The organism is Burkholderia sp. Bp9031, assembly GCF_003857965.1.
Taxonomy (GTDB): domain Bacteria; phylum Pseudomonadota; class Gammaproteobacteria; order Burkholderiales; family Burkholderiaceae; genus Burkholderia; species Burkholderia ambifaria_A.
Genome location: NZ_QTPW01000003.1, coordinates 173,031 through 190,584, shown reverse-complemented (window position 1 = coordinate 190,584; position 17,554 = coordinate 173,031). Strand labels below are relative to the sequence as shown.

General features: G+C 67.7%; 14 protein-coding genes. 4 read left to right on the top strand and 10 right to left on the bottom strand.

Features of this window, described 5'->3' with window-relative positions:
- Window positions 1–17: 17 nt before the first annotated feature.
- A complete protein-coding gene (locus DIE15_RS05945) occupies window positions 18–716 on the bottom strand; it encodes an MgtC/SapB family protein (RefSeq protein WP_124832635.1) in 699 nt (232 codons plus the stop codon).
- 111 nt (window positions 717–827) lie between these two features.
- On the opposite strand from DIE15_RS05945, the gene DIE15_RS05940 reads away from it, so the two are divergent.
- Window positions 828–1,937, top strand: a complete 1,110-nt coding sequence (locus DIE15_RS05940) for an AGE family epimerase/isomerase (protein ID WP_124832634.1) — start codon at window positions 828–830, stop codon at window positions 1,935–1,937.
- On the opposite strand, the gene DIE15_RS05935 is transcribed toward DIE15_RS05940, so the two are convergent.
- Window positions 1,910–3,535 (bottom strand): methyl-accepting chemotaxis protein, encoded by a 1,626-nt coding sequence (locus DIE15_RS05935; protein ID WP_124832633.1) that lies wholly within the window; start codon window positions 3,533–3,535, stop codon window positions 1,910–1,912. The two genes, DIE15_RS05940 and DIE15_RS05935, sit on opposite strands and share 28 nt — an antisense overlap.
- Before the next feature lie 259 nt (window positions 3,536–3,794).
- Here DIE15_RS05935 and DIE15_RS05930 point away from each other — a divergent pair, with 259 nt between their 5' ends.
- A complete protein-coding gene (locus DIE15_RS05930; protein ID WP_057925591.1) occupies window positions 3,795–4,238 on the top strand; it encodes a PaaI family thioesterase in 444 nt (147 codons plus the stop codon).
- A gap of 33 nt (window positions 4,239–4,271) precedes the next feature.
- Here DIE15_RS05930 and DIE15_RS05925 read toward each other — a convergent pair whose 3' ends face one another.
- The 6 genes from DIE15_RS05925 to prpB form a co-directional block, all read right to left on the bottom strand.
- Entirely contained in the window at window positions 4,272–4,976 is a 705-nt protein-coding gene (locus tag DIE15_RS05925; RefSeq protein WP_124832632.1) for a hypothetical protein, read from the bottom strand.
- 290 nt (window positions 4,977–5,266) lie between these two features.
- Window positions 5,267–6,319, bottom strand: coding sequence for a CaiB/BaiF CoA-transferase family protein (locus DIE15_RS05915; protein ID WP_124832631.1), 1,053 nt, complete (start codon window positions 6,317–6,319; stop codon window positions 5,267–5,269).
- A gap of 374 nt (window positions 6,320–6,693) precedes the next feature.
- Complete coding sequence (prpF, locus tag DIE15_RS05910; RefSeq protein ID WP_124832630.1) at window positions 6,694–7,884, bottom strand: 2-methylaconitate cis-trans isomerase PrpF; 1,191 nt, start codon at window positions 7,882–7,884, stop codon at window positions 6,694–6,696.
- Between the two features lie 26 nt (window positions 7,885–7,910).
- Entirely contained in the window at window positions 7,911–10,505 is a 2,595-nt protein-coding gene (acnD, locus tag DIE15_RS05905; RefSeq protein ID WP_124832629.1) for a Fe/S-dependent 2-methylisocitrate dehydratase AcnD, read from the bottom strand.
- 81 nt (window positions 10,506–10,586) lie between these two features.
- On the bottom strand, window positions 10,587–11,759 hold the full coding sequence (gene prpC, locus DIE15_RS05900) for a 2-methylcitrate synthase (RefSeq protein ID WP_057925586.1): 1,173 nt from the start codon (window positions 11,757–11,759) through the stop codon (window positions 10,587–10,589).
- A 154-nt stretch (window positions 11,760–11,913) separates the two neighbouring features.
- Window positions 11,914–12,807: a methylisocitrate lyase gene (gene prpB / locus DIE15_RS05895; protein WP_057925585.1), complete on the bottom strand. Its 894-nt coding sequence runs from the start codon at window positions 12,805–12,807 to the stop codon at window positions 11,914–11,916.
- Between the two features lie 170 nt (window positions 12,808–12,977).
- On the opposite strand from prpB, the gene prpR reads away from it, so the two are divergent.
- On the top strand, window positions 12,978–14,960 hold the full coding sequence (gene prpR, locus DIE15_RS05890) for a propionate catabolism operon regulatory protein PrpR (protein ID WP_124832628.1): 1,983 nt from the start codon (window positions 12,978–12,980) through the stop codon (window positions 14,958–14,960).
- 51 nt (window positions 14,961–15,011) lie between these two features.
- On the opposite strand, the gene DIE15_RS05885 is transcribed toward prpR, so the two are convergent.
- Complete coding sequence (locus DIE15_RS05885) at window positions 15,012–15,659, bottom strand: ABATE domain-containing protein (RefSeq protein ID WP_124832627.1); 648 nt, start codon at window positions 15,657–15,659, stop codon at window positions 15,012–15,014.
- A gap of 100 nt (window positions 15,660–15,759) precedes the next feature.
- On the opposite strand from DIE15_RS05885, the gene DIE15_RS05880 reads away from it, so the two are divergent.
- On the top strand, window positions 15,760–16,143 hold the full coding sequence (locus DIE15_RS05880) for a VOC family protein (RefSeq protein ID WP_057925582.1): 384 nt from the start codon (window positions 15,760–15,762) through the stop codon (window positions 16,141–16,143).
- 205 nt (window positions 16,144–16,348) lie between these two features.
- Here the strand turns inward: DIE15_RS05880 and DIE15_RS05875 are convergent, their stop codons facing one another.
- A complete protein-coding gene (locus tag DIE15_RS05875) occupies window positions 16,349–17,197 on the bottom strand; it encodes an ureidoglycolate lyase (RefSeq protein ID WP_124832626.1) in 849 nt (282 codons plus the stop codon).
- Window positions 17,198–17,554 lie beyond the last annotated feature (357 nt).

The window sequence follows — 17,554 nt, the reverse complement described above, 5'->3', positions numbered from 1 at the left end:
GGCCGATCGGATGCCGTCTATTCGTCGCCCGACAACCCGTTGCCTTCCTCGAATCGCGTCACGCACGGCAGCCCGCGCAGCTTGTCGCAGATCGCGCGGTATTCGAGATCCGACACGCGGCCAAGCGCGATACGCACCTCATCGTGCTCGCCCGTGTCGTCGGCGCGCTGCACGATGAACTGCTTCACGCGCGCGCTGTCCGGGCCGAGCGCCGCGTGCAGCGAATCGAACGTCAGCGCGCCGCTCACCACCGTCAGCGCGAGCTGGCGGCGCTGCCGCACCGTGAAGTAGCGCCGCTCGAGCGGCTTGATGCCGGCCAGGATGATCAGGATGATGATCGTCGCGGAGATCGCTGCGACGTACAGGCCACCGCCCACCGCGAGGCCGACCGCGGCGACCGACCACAGGCTTGCGGCCGTCGTCAGCCCGCGCACGATCTCGCCGCGCAGCAGGATCGAGCCCGCGCCGAGGAAACCGATCCCTGACACCACCTGCGCGGCGATCCGCGACGGATCGAGCACGATGTGGTCGCTGCCGCCGAGCACGTCGGCGAAACCGAACGCCGACACGATCATGATGAGCGTCGCGCCGACACAGACCAGCATGTGCGTGCGCAGGCCGGCGGCCCATGAAAGGCGCTCGCGCTCGAAGCCGATGACGCTGCCGAGCGCCGCCGCGAGAACCAGCCGCATCACGAGTTCCAGGTTGCTGAGCATCCGATTTATCTCCTTTTTTGAGGATGGCCACGCGGAATGGTTTATCCTTGGCCCCGGCCGCGCCGCTCCGGGCCGCGCCGACTCGATTCGATCCAAGCGCTCAACCCCGCCATGTCCGTTCCCGATTCCGCTTCCGCCCAGACCGCCCGATTGCGCGACCATTTTGCGCACGTCATCTTGCCGATCTGGCAGAGTTCAGGGTTCGACCGCACGCTGCGGCTGCCGTTCGAGGCCGTCGATCCGGCCACCCATGCCCCGCTGCCCGTCACCCGTTATCGCGCAATGGCGTGCGCGCGGCAACTGTTTGTGTTCGCGCAGGCCGGCGACACCGCGCACGCGGCCACGCTGTTCGACTCGCTGTGCAGCCGCTTCCGCGACCCGCGCCACGGCGGCTGGTTCTACAGCGTCGACGCCCAAGGCGTGCCGCTCGACACGACCAAGGACCTCTATACGCACGCGTTCGTCGTGTTCGCGTGCGCCGCATGGCATGCGGCGTCGGGCGACGCCGCGGCGCGCACGGTCGCCGAGGACACCGCCGCACTGATCCAGGACCGCTTCGCGCCGCAGCCGAGTGACGCGCTGCTCGACGCCGCGCGTCACGCCGATTTCTCGTCGTCGGGCAGCGGCGCGCTGCAGAATCCGCTGATGCACCTGACCGAAGCATGGCTCGCGGCCGCCGATGCGTTCGGCGACGCCGCGTTCAACGATGCGCTCGCGCGCACCGCGCAGGCCATCGAGCGCACGTTCGTCGATCCGGCGAGCGGCTGCGTCGCCGAGCTGCCGCTCGGGGCGGCCGACAACCGCTTCGAGCCCGGCCACCAGTTCGAATGGTTCTACCTCGTCGACGCGGCCGGCACTCGGCTCGCGCAGACCGGGCTCCCCGACGCGCTCGCGCGCGCGTTCGCGTTCGCCGAACAACACGGGATCGATCCGCAGACGGGCGCCGTATGCGCGGCGGTCGACGCGCAAGGCGTCTGCATCGACGGCACGCAGCGGATCTGGGCGCAGACCGAATACCTGCGCGCGCTCGCGACGCATGGCGGCACGTCGGCCTCCGCGCCGCTCGCGCAGCAGATCGAGCACTTCGCCGCGCGCTTCCTGCATCCGCGCGGCTGGTTCGAGTGCAAGACGGCCGACGGGCAGGTGTCGCGCGCCGACATGCCGTCGACGACGCCCTACCACCTCGCGACCGCTTACGCGGCGCTACCCGCCGCGTCGTAACCGGCTGCGGCAAACGACGACGCGCGCGCATCGCGAACACCGCGAACCGCGCGCGCGCCGCCCAGTTCGAACACCGACACCGCCTGCATCAGGTGCGCGGTCTGGTCGTTCAGCGACGCGGCGGCGGCCGCGACTTCCTCCACCAGCGCCGCGTTCTGCTGCGTGAGCTGGTCCATCTGCGTGACGGCCTGGTTCACCTGCTCGATGCCGACGCTCTGCTCGACCGACGCGGCCGTGATCTCCGACATCGTCTGCACGACGCGCGTGATCGATGCCGATACCGTCCGCATCGCGTCGCCGGCACGCTCGACGAGCTCCGAGCCGCCGTCGATCTGCGCGACCGACTCCTCGATCAGTGCCTTGATCTCCTTCGCCGATTGCGCGCTGCGCTGCGCGAGCGAGCGCACTTCGCCCGCGACCACCGCGAAGCCGCGGCCCTGCTCGCCGGCCCGCGCGGCCTCGACCGCCGCGTTCAGCGCGAGGATGTTGGTCTGGAATGCGATGCCGTCGATCACCGAAATGATCTCCGCGATCCGCCCGGAGCTCTGCGCGATGCCGCGCATCCGGTCGATCACGCTGTCGACCACGCCGCCGCCGTGGCGCGTCGCATCGAGCGCCGCGTCGGCCAGCGCGCTGGCTGCACGCGCGCTGTCGGTGTTCTGGCGGACGGTCGCGGTGAGCTCCTCCATGCTCGCGGCGGTTTCCTCGAGCGACGCGGCCTGCGTGCCCGTGCGCGCGGACAGGTCCGCGTTGCCGCCTGCGATCTCGCCCGCGCCGAGGTGGATCGCGTCGGACGCGTGACGCACGGTGCGCACGGTGTCTGCGATGCTTGCCTGCATCGCGGCGAGGCCGCGCAGCATCCGGTCGATCTCGAACACGCCGCCCGCCCGCACGGCTTCGTCGAGCCGACCCTGCGCGATCCGCTCGAAATGACGGCCGGCTTCGTCCAGCGGCGCGACCACCGCGCGCCGCGCGGCCGTGTAAATGGCCGCGCTCGCCGCGAGCATCGCCACCAGCAGCACGATGCCGACCCACTTGAACCACTGCATCCCGCTGTCGATCGTGTCGAGCGCGTCGCGGCTCGACGCGCCGCCGTACTCGGCGAAGCGGTGCAGTTCGGCGAGGTACGCGTCCTGGAAGCCTTGCGTCGGCTGGTCGAGGAACGCCTGGATGTTGTCGGCGTCGAGGAACTGCACGAGTTCGCCCAGCGCGCCACGCAGCGCGCGATAGCGCTCGGCAAGCGCCGCGACGCGCGCGCGGTTCGTTGCGTCGACTGCCGGTGCGGCCGTCAGCGCGGCGAATGCCTTGTCCGCTTCGGCAAGCGACGCGCTTGCATGGCGGATGATGTCGTCGGGCTTCGGGCCGCCGCGCACCATCCGCGTGCCGGCACGCGACAGGTTCACGCGCGCGTCCAGCAGGCGCTCGGTCGCCTGGCTGGCCGCGTCGACCTGCGCGATCGCGACCTTCGACAGAGCGTCGACGCCGCCGCGCGTCGACGCGAGCGCCCAGAAGCCGAGCGCCTCGATCGCGAACAGAAAGAGGCAAAACACGGTCAACACGCCGAGCAGACCCGACGCGAGCTTGATTTTTCCGAACATGGGGGAGATTCCTGGAGAGCCGACGATGGAGCAATGCCCCGACATTAGCGGCATTTCTTCGTCGGACTTTAGGCTCCTGGCCAGCGGATCTCCGCTATTCCCGCCGAATCACCCGCAAACGAGAGCATCTCGCGCGTTCGACGCAATAATCGCGTCGCATCGCGCCAGCAATCGCAAGAAACGCGGACGAATTTCCTTGCTTATCCGCAGCCCCCTTCCTAGAGTTCAGCGCAAGCGGACACGGATTGCGAGGAAGTCGATGACGGACATCACGGATCACGCGCGCGGCGCATTGCGCGCGCAACCGTTCAGCATGCTGCTGGGCACGGAGCTGATGCATATCGGCGACAACGAGGTGTCGCTGTGCCTGCCCGTGCGGGAAGAACTGCGGCAGCAGCACGGCTTCGTGCACGGCGGCGTGATCGGCTATCTCGCCGACAACGCGCTGACGTTCGCCGGCGCGCTCGTGCTCGGCCCGCGCGTCATCACCGCCGAATACAAGATCAACTACCTGCGGCCGGCCGTGAGCGGCACGCTCGTCGCGCGTGCGAAGGTCGTCTATGCGGGCCGGCACCAGGCAACCTGCCAGTGTCACGTGTTCGTCATCGACGGGGATCACGAGCGGCTCGTCGCGATCGCGCAAGGCACGATCAACCGCGTCGGCGACGGCAAGATGCCGGATGCGCCGGAGGAAAAGGCGTGAGCCGGATTGGCCGATGACGTGCTTCGACGAGCCCTATTCCGTGTCCTGAACCGAAAATTGAAATGGAACGTCGGGACGCACGAATCGAAGCCGAATGTCGTTCAGGACGGGGACGAAGCGTCGCTTTTCAAACACGTAGTACGACATTGAGAGACCGATACGAGACTCCTGCGCATCGTCCAGCAGATAGCTGTTCTTCGGAAACGCAAACTTCCCGTCCGGTGTTGCCAATACCGCCCGACAGGACGAAAGCAGGCTGGGCAAATGAAGAAACGTCACGTCCTTTTTCGCCGCAAACGGATTGATCAGCAGGTAAATCTGCCGGTGGCGGTCAGCTTCGCCCGACCCGCTGCCGCTTCCTTCCACGCAGAGAGCGGGCGGACGGTGGCGCACGCTTTCGGCAAAAAATACGCTAGCGCTGCCTGGGTAAATTTCTACTGGATGCTCACCCGGGAAAGTCGTTGCGTTCGAAAAGCGATAGATTTTTCCGCCAATCGTCATGCGGTTCCCCACTATTTCGACGTGTTGGGTCTTCCCGCCCGACTCGACGCCAAATTCTCCGTAGACATCCCCGCTCCGGTCGGAATATAGAACGCTTGCGTCGTGCTCGATCGGGCCGCCGAACGCCGCACGCGATTGGACTGCATAGAACTCGTCATAGCTGCCGTAGGTCGTCGAGCCATGGGCGCCGCTTGCGAAGGCTGCCAGGATAGCCGCCAACATCACTGCAGATTTCATCGGTATGCCTTTCCCCCGCTCGCGTTCAGGTAGTGAAGATCGTGCTGCCCAAATAGCGTGCTAACGTGCGCGGCCGTCGACACCCATACCGGTCGCAGCGCCCGCATTCACCACCGTCGACGATTGTCACGGTTCTCTTGTGACGGATTCTCCATTAAACAATGGCCTCGCGCCGCTTCTCCGGCACGCCGAAAAATGTTGTCCGATGGCGAGCCCCATTTGAAGCCGTCACGAATCTTGAGACGATTGCCGCCATTGATAAGGATTGCTCGACGCAAAGTCCGGCACGCCTATTCCGCACCGTCCCCCGTCGACGGCAGGTACCGCGGCGCCACGCGCGCGCGAATATTGCCGTTCCCGTCGATGCGATAAATCCCGCGCGCCGCATTGTGCGGATGCGCCGCCGCTTCGGCCATGCTCAGCACCGGCGCAAAGCACGCGTCGGTGCCTTCGAGCAGCGTGCGCCAATGCGCGGACGGCTGCTGCGCGAACACCTCGGCGAAATGCGCCTTCAGCGCCGGCCAGCGCGCGCGATCGTACTGCGACGCCGGATCGACGTCGGTCAGCCCGAGCCGCTCGACCAGCAGCGCATAGAACGGCGGCTCGAGCGCGCCGATCGTCACGCATTCGCCATCCGCGCAGCGATATACGTCGTAGAACGGCGCGTCGTGGAAGAGGCTCGGCTGTGCGCCGTCGAGCTGCCCGTTCGCGCGCGCCCACAGCGCGAGCGAGCCGAGCATCGACACGATGTCGACGATCGCGCCGTCGACCACGCGCCCCGGGCCGCCGCCGCGCACGTCGAACAGCGCGCAGACGATCCCGAACGCGAGCCCGAGCGCGCCGCCCGCATCGCCGACGACGGTCGGCGGCACACCCGGACGGCCGTCGCGCGGCGCGGACAGGGACAGCAGCCCCGTCAGCGCGACGTAGTTCAGGTCGTGCCCGGCGGCCATCGCGAGCGGGCCGTCCTGGCCCCAGCCCGTCATCCGTCCGTACACGAGCTTCGGATTGCGGCGTGCGCACGCGTCGGGCCCGAGGCCGAGGCGCTCCATCACGCCCGGTCGCAGCCCCTCGATCAGCGCGTCGGCCTGCGCGATCAGCGCAAGCGCTGCGTCGCGGCCGGCCGGGGTTTTCAGATCGAGTTCGACGATCGTCTTGCCTTCGCGCAGCAGGTCGCCGTCGCGGCCCTGCAACGCGTCCGGCGCGCTCGTGCGACCGGCCGGACGCGCGATCAGCGTGATGCGCGCGCCCATTCCGGCAAGCATCCAGCCCGCGAGCGGGCCGGGGCCGAGACCTTCGAATTCGACGATATGGACGCCGGAAAGCGGCGCATCAAGCGACATGCGATTCTCCTGTCGACCAGCGTTAGCGCTTTAGCGCTTACGCTGGTCCCATGCTTCGCGGTCGACCAGCGTACCTCTTCAACGCTTACGCTGGTCCCATGCTTCGCGGTCGACCCGCGTACCTCTTCAACGCTTGCGCTGGTCCCATGCTTCGCGGTCGACCCGCGTCGGCTCTTTAGCGCCTGCGCTGCCCTCATGCACCACGATCGGCCCGCTTGCGCGCATCGGTACGACCACGGGCCCAACGCATTGGGTATGAGGATCGCCTCCGTCACGCGTGCGTTCAACGAAAAAATCCCTGCGCAGCGGGTTCGCTTCGCAGGGATCGGGTACCGGTTCACCGCCGCGTGGTTGCACGCGAGAACCGTCGCGCGTCAGAACGCATCCCCCGGCACGCGCACCCAGCCTTCCATCAGCACACGCGCGCTACGGCTCATGATCGCCTTCGTGACGGTCCACTCGCCGTTCTCGAGCTGCGCTTCCGCGCCGACGCGCAGCGTGCCCGACGGATGCCCGAAGCGCACCGCGTTGCGTTCGCCGCCGCCCGCTGCAAGGTTGACGAGCGTCCCGGGAATCGCCGCAGCCGTGCCGATCGCGACCGCCGCCGTGCCCATCATCGCGTGGTGCAGCTTGCCCATCGACATCGCGCGCACCAGCAGGTCGACGTCGCCCGCGTTCACGCGCTTGCCGCTCGATGCAACGTAATCGGCCGGCTTCGCGACGAACGCGACCTTCGGCGTATGCTGCCGCGTCGCGATTTCATCGAGCGTGTCGATCAGGCCCATGCGCAGCGCGCCGTGCGCGCGGATCGTCTCGAACTTCTCGAGCGCCTTCGCATCGCCGTTGATCGCGTCCTGCAGCTCGGTGCCCGTATAACCGATCGCTTCCGCCTCGACGAAGATCGTCGGGATCCCCGCGTTGATCATCGTCGCCTTCAGCGTGCCGACGCCCGGTACCGCGAGATCGTCGACGAGGTTGCCGGTCGGGAACATCGACCCGCCCGACCCTTCTTCGTCGGCGGCCGGGTCCATGAACTCGAGCTGCACTTCGGCGGCCGGGAACGTGACGCCGTCCAGCTCGAAGTCGCCCGTCTCCTGCACCGCGCCGTTCGTGATCGGCACGTGCGCGACGATCGTCTTGCCGATGTTCGCCTGCCAGATCCGCACGGTCGCGATGCCGTCGCGCGGCACGCGCGCCGGATCGACGAGGCCGCCGCTGATCGCGAACGGGCCGACCGCCGCCGACAGGTTCCCGCAGTTGCCGGTCCAGTCGACGAACGCCCGATCGATCGCAACCTGACCGAACAGGTAGTCGACGTCGTGACCGGGTCGCGTGCTCTTCGACACGATCACCGTCTTGCTGGTGGACGACGTCGCGCCGCCCATTCCGTCGATCTGCTTGCCGTACGGATCTGGGCTGCCGATCACGCGCAGCAGCAGCGCGTCGCGCGCGGCGCCCGGCGCCTGCGCGGCGTCCGGCAGGTCCTGCAGCCGGAAGAACACGCCCTTGCTGGTGCCGCCGCGGATGTAGATCGCCGGAATCCTGATTTGAGGAATATGAGCCATGTTTGCGTTATCCCTGTTTGCCCCGGTCAAGCCGCCTGCGACGATTCGAGGAAGTCCTGCGCGAAACGCTGCAGCACGCCGCCCGCGTCGTAGATCGACACTTCCTCGGCCGTATCGAGCCGGCACGTCACCGGTACCTCGACACGCTCGCCGCTCTTGCGGTGAATCACGAGCGTGAGATCGGCGCGCGGCGTACGCTCGCCGATCACGTCGAAGGTCTCGGTGCCGTCGATGCCGAGCGTGGTGCGGTTCGTGCCCGGCTTGAACTCGAGCGGCAGCACGCCCATCCCGATCAGGTTCGTGCGGTGAATCCGCTCGAACCCTTCCGCGACGATCGCCTCGACGCCCGCGAGCCGCACGCCCTTCGCGGCCCAGTCGCGCGACGAGCCCTGGCCGTAGTCGGCGCCGGCGATCACGATCAGCGGCTGCTTGCGATTCATGTACGTCTCGATCGCTTCCCACATCCGCATGACCTTGCCTTCCGGCTCGACGCGCGCGAGCGAGCCCTTCTTCACCGCGCCGTCGACGACCGCCATCTCGTTGATCAGCGTCGGGTTCGCGAAGGTCGCGCGCTGCGCGGTCAGGTGGTCTCCCCGGTGCGTCGCGTACGAGTTGAAGTCTTCTTCCGGCAGGCCCATCTTCGTGAGGTACTCGCCGGCCGCACTGCTCGCGAGAATCGCATTCGACGGCGACAGGTGGTCGGTCGTGATGTTGTCGCCGAGTACCGCGAGCGGACGCATGCCCGTCAGCGTGCGTTCGCCGGCAAGCGCGCCTTCCCAGTACGGCGGACGGCGGATGTACGTGCTCTGCGGACGCCAGTCGTACAGCGGCGCCGCACGCTCGCCCGCATCGGCCGTGCGCGCGAACATCGGTTCGTAGACCTTGCGGAACTGCTCGGGCTTCACGCTCGACGCGACGATCGCGTCGATCTCCTCGTCGGTCGGCCAGATGTCCTTCAGCGTGACGGGCTTGCCGTCCTGATCGTGGCCGAGCACGTCCTTCTCGATGTCGAAGCGGATCGTGCCGGCGATCGCATACGCGACGACGAGCGGCGGCGACGCGAGAAACGCCTGCTTCGCATACGGGTGGATGCGGCCGTCGAAGTTGCGGTTGCCGGACAGCACGGCGGTCGCGTACAGGTCGCGATCGACGATCTCCTGCTGGATCTTCGGATCGAGCGCGCCCGACATCCCGTTGCATGTCGTGCATGCGAACGCGACGATGCCGAAGCCGAGCTTCTCGAGTTCCGGCAGCAGGTTCGCTTCTTCCAGATACAGCTCGACCGCCTTCGAGCCCGGCGCGAGCGAGCTCTTCACCCACGGCTTGCGCGTGAGACCCTTCGCATTTGCGTTGCGCGCGAGCAAGGCCGCGGCGATCACGTTGCGCGGGTTGCTGGTGTTCGTGCAGCTCGTGATCGCGGCGATGATCACCGCGCCGTCGGGCATCTCGCCCGCCTTCTCTTCCCACTGGCCGGCGATCCCGCGCGCGGCGAGATCGGACGTCGGCAGCCGCTTGTGCGGATTCGACGGTCCGGCCATGTTACGCACGACGCTCGACAAGTCGAACGTCAGCGTACGCTCGTATTGCGCATTGCCCAGCGTGTCGGCCCACAGGCCCGCCGCCTTCGCGTAGGTCTCGACCAGCTTCACCTGCTCGTCGCTGCGGCCGGTGAGGCGCAGGTAGTCGGTCGTCTGGCCGTCGATGAAGAACATCGCGGCCGTCGCGCCATATTCGGGCGCCATGTTCGAGATCGTCGCGCGGTCGCCGAGCGTGAGGCTCGCCGCGCCCGGGCCACGGAATTCCAGATACGCGCCGACCACCTTTTCCTTGCGCAGGAACTCGGTCAGCGCGAGCACGACGTCGGTCGCGGTGATGCCGGGCTGGCGCTTGCCGGTCAGCTCGACGCCGACGATGTCGGGCAGGCGCATCCACGATGCGCGGCCGAGCATCACGTTCTCCGCCTCCAGGCCGCCGACGCCGATCGCGATCACGCCGAGCGCATCGACGTGCGGCGTGTGGCTGTCGGTGCCGACGCAGGTGTCCGGATACGCGACGCCGTCCTGCGCCTGGATCACCGGCGACATCTTCTCCAGGTTGATCTGGTGCATGATGCCGTTGCCCGGCGGGATCACGTCGACGTTCTCGAACGACTGCTTGGTCCATTCGATGAAGTGGAAGCGATCCTCGTTGCGGCGATCCTCGATCGCGCGGTTCTTCGCGAACGCGTCCGGATCGAAGCCGCCGCACTCGACGGCGAGCGAGTGGTCGACGATCAGCTGGACCGGCACGACCGGGTTCACCTTCGCCGGATCGCCGCCGCGCTCGGCGATCGCGTCGCGCAGGCCCGCGAGGTCGACGAGTGCCGTCTGGCCGAGGATGTCGTGACACACCACGCGCGCCGGGAACCACGGGAAGTCGCGTTCGCGCTTGCGCTCGATGATCTGCTTCAGCGAATCGGCGAGGATCGCCGGATCGCAGCGGCGCACGAGGTTTTCGGCGAGCACGCGCGACGTGTACGGCAGCGTGTCGTACGCGCCGGGGGCGATCGCTTCGACTGCAGCACGCGCGTCGAAGTAGTCCAGCGACGTGCCGGGCAGGGGTTTGCGGTAGGCGGTATTCATGATGTGGGGCGGAATTCGGGGTAAGACGTTGCGCGCGCGCCGGCGGCCCGCATCACGGGCGCCGGCGCGCGCGGCCGGCGATCAGCGCTTCTCGATCGGCACGAACTGCAGGTCTTCCGGACCGGTGTAGTTCGCGCTCGGGCGGATGATCTTGTTGTCGACGCGCTGCTCGATGATGTGCGCGCTCCAGCCGGACGTGCGCGAGATCACGAACAACGGCGTGAACATCGCGGTCGGCACGCCCATCATGTGATACGACACCGCGCTGAACCAGTCGAGGTTCGGGAACATCTTCTTCGCGTCCCACATCACCGACTCGAGGCGCTCGGCGATGCTGTACAGCTTCAGGTCGCCCGCTTCCTTCGACAGCTTGTGCGCGACGCCCTTGATCACCTTGTTGCGCGGATCGGAGATCGTATAGACCGGGTGACCGAAGCCGATCACGACTTCCTTGTTCTCGACGCGGCGGCGGATGTCGGCTTCGGCGTCGTCCGGCGAGCTGTAGCGGCTCTGGATTTCATACGCGACTTCGTTCGCGCCGCCGTGCTTCGGACCGCGCAGCGCGCCGATCGCGCCGGTGATCGCCGAGTAGATGTCCGAGCCCGTGCCCGCGATCACGCGGCCGGTGAACGTCGATGCGTTGAACTCGTGCTCCGCGTACAGGATCAGCGACGTGTGCATCGCGTCGACCCACGACTTCGACGGCGTCTTGCCGTGCAGCAGGTGCAGGAAGTGGCCGCCGATCGAATCGTCGTCGGTTTCCGTCTCGATGCGCTTGCCGTTGTGCGAGAAGTGGTACCAGTACAGCAGCATCGAGCCGAGCGACGCCATCAGGCGGTCGGCGATGTCGCGCGCACCCGGCAGGTTGTGATCGTCCTTCTCCGGCAGCACGGTGCCGAGCACCGACACGCCGGTGCGCATCACGTCCATCGGGTGGGCCGATGCCGGGATCTGCTCGAGCGCGGCCTTCAGCGCGTTCGGCAGGCCGCGCATCGCGCGCAGCTTGGTCTTGTAGGCGGCCAGTTCGGTCAGGTTCGGCAGCGTGCCGTGCACGAGCAGGTGCGCGATTTCCTCGAACTCGCACGATTCGGCGACGTCGAGAATGTCGTAGCCGCGGTAGTGCAGGTCGTTGCCGGTCTTGCCAACCGTGCACAGCGCCGTGTTGCCGGCCGTCACGCCCGACAGCGCCACCGACTTCTTCGGCTTGAATGCGCCTGCGGCGGCCGGTGCTGCTGCGTCTTTCGTCTCGCTCATGTTTCTACTCTCCAATGTGTATCGGTGTAGGCCGCACTTGGCGCTTTAGCGCTTGGTGCGGTCCCATGCAAAGCTGTCGACCGCATCCGGCGCTTCAGCGCCTGGTCCGGTCATGCAAAGCGCCCAGGACACGCGTCCCGGCGCGCGGGCCGCGTTACTTCTTGCCCTGCGCGAACAGCTCGTCGAGCTTCTGCTCGTATGCGTGATAGCCGAGGAAGTCGTACAGCTCGGCGCGGGTCTGCATGGTCGGAACGGCAGCCTTCTGCGTGCCGTCGCGGCGCAGCGTCTCGTAGAAATTCAGTGCGGCCTTGTTCATCGCGCGATACGCGCCGCAACAATACAGCGCGATGTCGACGTTCGCCTCGCGCAGTTCGTCCAGCGTGAACAGCGGCGTCGAGCCGAACTCGGTCAGGTTCGCAAGGATCGGCACCTTCACGGCCGCCTTGAAACGACGGTAGTCGTCGAGCGTCTTCATCGCTTCCGGGAAGATCATGTCCGCACCGGCTTCCACGTAGGCAATCGCGCGCTCGATCGCCGCATCGATCCCTTCGGCGGCGGCCGCGTCGGTGCGGGCCATGATCACGAACTGGTCGTCGGTGCGCGCATCGACCGCGGCCTTCACGCGATCGACCATTTCCTCGGTCGGCACGACTTCCTTGCCCGGACGGTGGCCGCAGCGCTTCTGGCCGACCTGGTCTTCGAGGTGGACGGCCGCGACACCGGCCTTGATGAACGAGCGCACCGTGCGCGCGATATTGAACGCGCCGCCCCAGCCCGTATCGATGTCGACGAGCAGCGGCAGGTCGGTCGCGTTGGTGATCCGGTTCGCGTCGATCAGCACGTCTTCCATCGTGCTGATGCCGAGATCGGGGATCCCGAGCGAATTCGCGGCGACGCCGCCGCCTGACAGGTAGACGGCCTTGAAGCCGACGGCCTGCGCCATCTTGGCCGCGTACGCGGTGATCGCGCCGACCACCTGCAGCGGCTGCTCGGCCGCGACTGCCGCGCGGAATTTCGCGCCGGCGCTCTGAAGATGCGTATTGCTCATGAACGGCCTCCTGAAGGAATGCCCATACACAGCAAGAGCCGGGCCAGCTCGCGAAATGCCGCTAACCCACTGATTCTTAAGCAACCGGCACGTGAGATGAAACGCCCGGATATTTCAATTCAGCAATTTCATGTTTCAAAAATGAAATCACACGCGCATAATCGGTCGTCATGGATCTCTCCTCGACCAAGCCCGTCGGCCCGGCCGATCGTACGGTGCGCCCGCGCATCTGGGCGATGGGCATCAGCCGCCTGCGCGACCTGTTTCGCGAGATCGCCGGCGAATTCGACGAACGCGCCGACGTGCGCATCGTCACGCGTGCGTACGAAGACGCGCTGAGCGCGATCGCGGAGGCCGGCACCGCGCGGCCCGACGTGATCGTCGCGGCCGGCTCGAACGGCGGCTTCCTGAAAACGCGTGCGCAGGTGCCGGTCGTGGTCGTGTCGCCGACCGGCTTCGACGTGATGCAGGCGCTCGCACGCGCACGACGCGATGCGTCGCGAATCGCGCTCGTCAGCGCCGGCGAGACACCGCCCGAAGTACGCCGCTTCGTCGCCGCCTACGGCCTCGACGTGCAGTTTGCGTCATATCAGTCCGCGCAGGAAGCCGAAGCCTGCGTGCACGACCTGCACGACCGCGGCATCGAGACGATCGTCGGCCCCGGCCTCGTCACCGATCTCGCGGCGAGCGCCGGCATGGGCGCGGTGTTCCTGTATTCGCACGCGTCGGTGCGCAAGGCGGTCGAGACGGCGCTCGAAGTCGCATACGCGACGCACGCCGAGGCGTTTCGCCGCCAGCGACTCGACAACCTGTTGCAGCACCTGCGCGATGGCGTGGTCGCGCTCGACGCGCGCGGTCGCGTCGAGGCGATCAACGAGCGGCTCGCGTCGGCGCTCGGGGTCGAACCCGCAGCGGCCGTCGGCCGTGCGCTCGTCGACCTGCGGCCCGAACTGCGCACGCTGCGCGGCGAGGACGGCGACGCCCTCGCGACCGTGCGCGGCGTGCGCTACGTCGTGCACCGCGGGCCGCTCGTCGACCGCGGCGTCACGTCGGGCAGCGTGCTGACGTTCCAGGAATCGCGCGCGGTCGAACGGCTCGACCGTGCGCTGCGTTCGCAGCCGAACACGCAGCAGTTCGCGGCACGCTACGCGCTCGACGACGTCATCGGCGCGTCCGCGCCGATGACGCGCGTGCGCGATCTCGTGCGCCGCTACGCGAAATCCGACGCGACCGTACTCGTGCTCGGAGAGAGCGGCACCGGCAAGGAAATGATCGCGCAGAGCCTGCACGCGCTGTCCGTGCGGCGCAGCTATCCGTTCGTCGCGATCAACTGCGGCGCGTTTCCGGAAGCGCTGCTCGAGAGCGAGCTGTTCGGTTACGAGGAAGGCGCGTTCACCGGCGCACGGCGCGGCGGCAAGACCGGGCTGTTCGAGGCCGCGCACCGCGGCACGCTGTTTCTCGACGAGATCGGCGAGATGCCGCCGTCGCTGCAAAGCCGGCTGCTGCGCGTGCTGCAGGAGCGCGAGGTAATCCGCCTCGGTTCGACCGAGCCGATCCGCATCGACGTGCGCGTGATCGCCGCGACGCACCGGCCGCTGCTTGCGGCGGTCGAAGCCGGCACGTTCCGCGCCGACCTGTATTACCGGCTCAACATCCTGAACATCGGCCTGCCGCCGCTGCGCGAGCGGGCCGCCGACATTCCGGCGCTCGCGGCCACGCTGCTCGTGCAGGCCGCGCGGCGCGAGCCGAGGCTGACCGAACGCGTGCGCGAGGTCGACGATGCGATGCGCGTGCTCGACGCGACGCAGGCGACGCTCGCGCGCTACCGGTGGCCCGGCAACGTGCGCGAGCTGCAGAACGTGGTCGAGCGGATCGCGGTGGAACTGGCCGAGGACGTCGACGAACACGAGCCGGACGCCGCGTGCGCGGCGCTCGCGCCCGACGCGCTGCAGGCGATCGCGCCCGAGTTGTTCGCGGGGCCGCCCGACGCGGACGATGCCGACGACGCGCAGACGCTCCACGCACGCCGCCGCCGCGCGGAAGCCGACGAGATCCGCGCGGTGCTCGACGCGTGCGGCGGCGACCGCGATCGCGCGTGCGCGATGCTCGGCATCAGCAAGACGACGCTGTGGCGGAAGCTGTCGGCGAAATAGGTTCGGGTCGGACGGACGGGATGGGTGGAACGGTTGGAACAGGCGGCCCCGTCAATCGACCTTGTGATAGTGGCGGTACGCCTTCGCGCGATTGCCGCACGACGACATCGAGCACCAGCGGCGGCTGCCGTTCTTGCTGTCGTCGATAAACAGCCACTGGCATGCGTCGTTCGCGCAACGCTTGACCTTCGCGAGCCGCGCGCCGCCCAGCAGGTCGGTCGCCGACCACAGCACCGGGCTCAACAGCCCCGCGAGCGTCGCGCCCGCCTCCCCGATCCGCCACGCATAGCCGCCGTCGACCCGCGCGAGCTCGACGCGCGGTGCCGCTTCCACCAGAAAACCGCCCAGCAGCGCGAGATCGCCGGCTTGCGGCTCGCGCCGCTCGGCCTGCGCATGAAAGAGCCGATAGAGCGCCTCGCGCAACGCGAGCGCACGCGCCAGCATCGCCGGCTCGCCATTCCTTTGCTGCGCTTGTGCGCGACACGCGTCGGCCAGGCCGGCCGGCACGCGCGCCTGTTCGCGGCACCAGGTGAACAGATCGCCCGGCGTGCAGAAGGTTTCCGTCGGCGCGTCGGCGCCGCGCCAGTACAGCGTGTTCGCGAAATCGATGCTCAGCGTTTCGGACGGCGCCGGAATCAGGCAGTCCATCGTGACGGAAGGTTGCGTTTCGTTCATGCCTCGATCGTATCTAACCACCATGCCGGTTGACAAGCACGCAGGCGCTTCCTAACATAACCGTCATGGTGGTTAAAAACAGGTTTGCTGCACTGACGTCCCCCTTCAGTTCAAGGAGCCACACATGATCGATCACCTTTCGTTCGGCGTTGCCCACATCGACCGCAGCCGCGCGTTCTACGACAGCACGCTCGGTGCACTCGGCTACAAGCGCCTGCACAGCGACGACGGATCCCTCGGCTATGGCACCACCGAACCGGTGCTGTGGTTGCAGCACGCGGCGCGTCCGGTCGTTGCCGATCCCGAGTCGGGGTTGCACGTGTCGTTCCGCGCGGCATCGCCGGTGGAAGTCGATGCGTTCTACCGCGCCGCGCTGCAGCACGGCGGGCAGGACAACGGCGGGCCGGGCAAGCGCGAACACTACGGTCCCGGCTATTACGCGGCGTTCGTCGTCGATCCCGACGGGTATCGGCTCGAAGCCCATTGCGAGCTGGACAACGTCGTCTGATCCGCTTCGTACGGACGCGGATGAACGACAAGGGCCCGGTTCCGCATCGCGCGGAACCGGGCCCTTGTCTTTGCTGCATCGGTGTTCGGTGCGCGACGGTCGCCGCCTGCGATCATGCGAGGCGAGCGGGCTGGCCGATCGGACAGCACTGCGGATATCGGCGAGTGGCGGCGGGTTGCACGCGCCACGCGATCCACGCAAGCGCTTACTGCGCGTTGCGCGTGCTCTGCAGCTGCTCGCCGAGCCCTTCGATCCCGAGACGCACCATCTGGCCGGCCTTCAGGAACACCGGCGACGGCTTGATGCCCATCCCGACGCCCGGCGGCGTACCGGTCGTGATCACGTCGCCCGGCTGCAGCGTCATGCAGGTCGACAGATAGGCGATCAGTTGCGCGACGGTGAACACCATCGTGCGCGTGTTGCCGTTCTGATAGCGATGGCCGTCGATCTCGAGCCACAGGTCGAGGCGCTGCGGATCGGGCACCTCGTCGCGCGTGACGAGCCACGGGCCGATCGGGCCGAACGTGTCGAAGCCCTTGCCCTTGTCCCACTGGCCGCCGCGCTCGATCTGCCACTCGCGCTCGGACACGTCGTTGACAACGCAGTAGCCGGCGACGTAGTCGAGCGCGCGCGCTTCGTCCACGTTCTTGCACGTCGCGCCGATCACCACGCCCAGCTCGACTTCCCAGTCCGTCTTCACGGAGCCCTTCGGAATGTCGATGCCGTCGTTCGGGCCGCAGATCGAACTCGTCCACTTGCCGAATACCACTGGCTCCTTCGGCACCGGCATGCCGGCTTCGGCAGCGTGATCGGCATAGTTCAGACCAATGCCGATGAACTTGCCGACACGCCCGACGCACGCGCCGATGCGCGGCTCGCCGGAGACGAGCGGCAGCGTGGCCGGGTCGATCGCGCGCAAGCGTGCGAGACCGGCGTCGGACAGCGCGTCGCCGGCAAGATCCGGCACGTGCGCGGACAGGTCGCGAATCCGGCCGTCCGCGTCGAGAATACCGGGCTTTTCGTGGCCGGACGGGCCATAGCGAAGCAGTTTCATCGTGCTCAACCTCTGTTGTCGAATGTGACAGGATACCGGCCGACGCAGCCGCTTGCGGCCACGCGCCGGACTGAATATCGATCGTCGATGACGCGCGTCGGCGCCGTATCCGGCAGGCCGTTCGACACGCGAGGCTCGCGCGGGCGCAGCGATCGCGGCATCGCACCGAAGTGCGACACGCATCGAACGGGCGGCCGCCGGTCTGCGCATCGGCGACGACGGCGCGTTATCCGCGGCATGTGTCGGCCCATGCCGGCCGGCTTCACGCGCGGCCACACCGTCGCTGGCCCGCTGCTCTTTGTACCATCGGCGGCCCGCCGTGAAATGGCGCGCGACGGATACCGACTATTGGTGCGC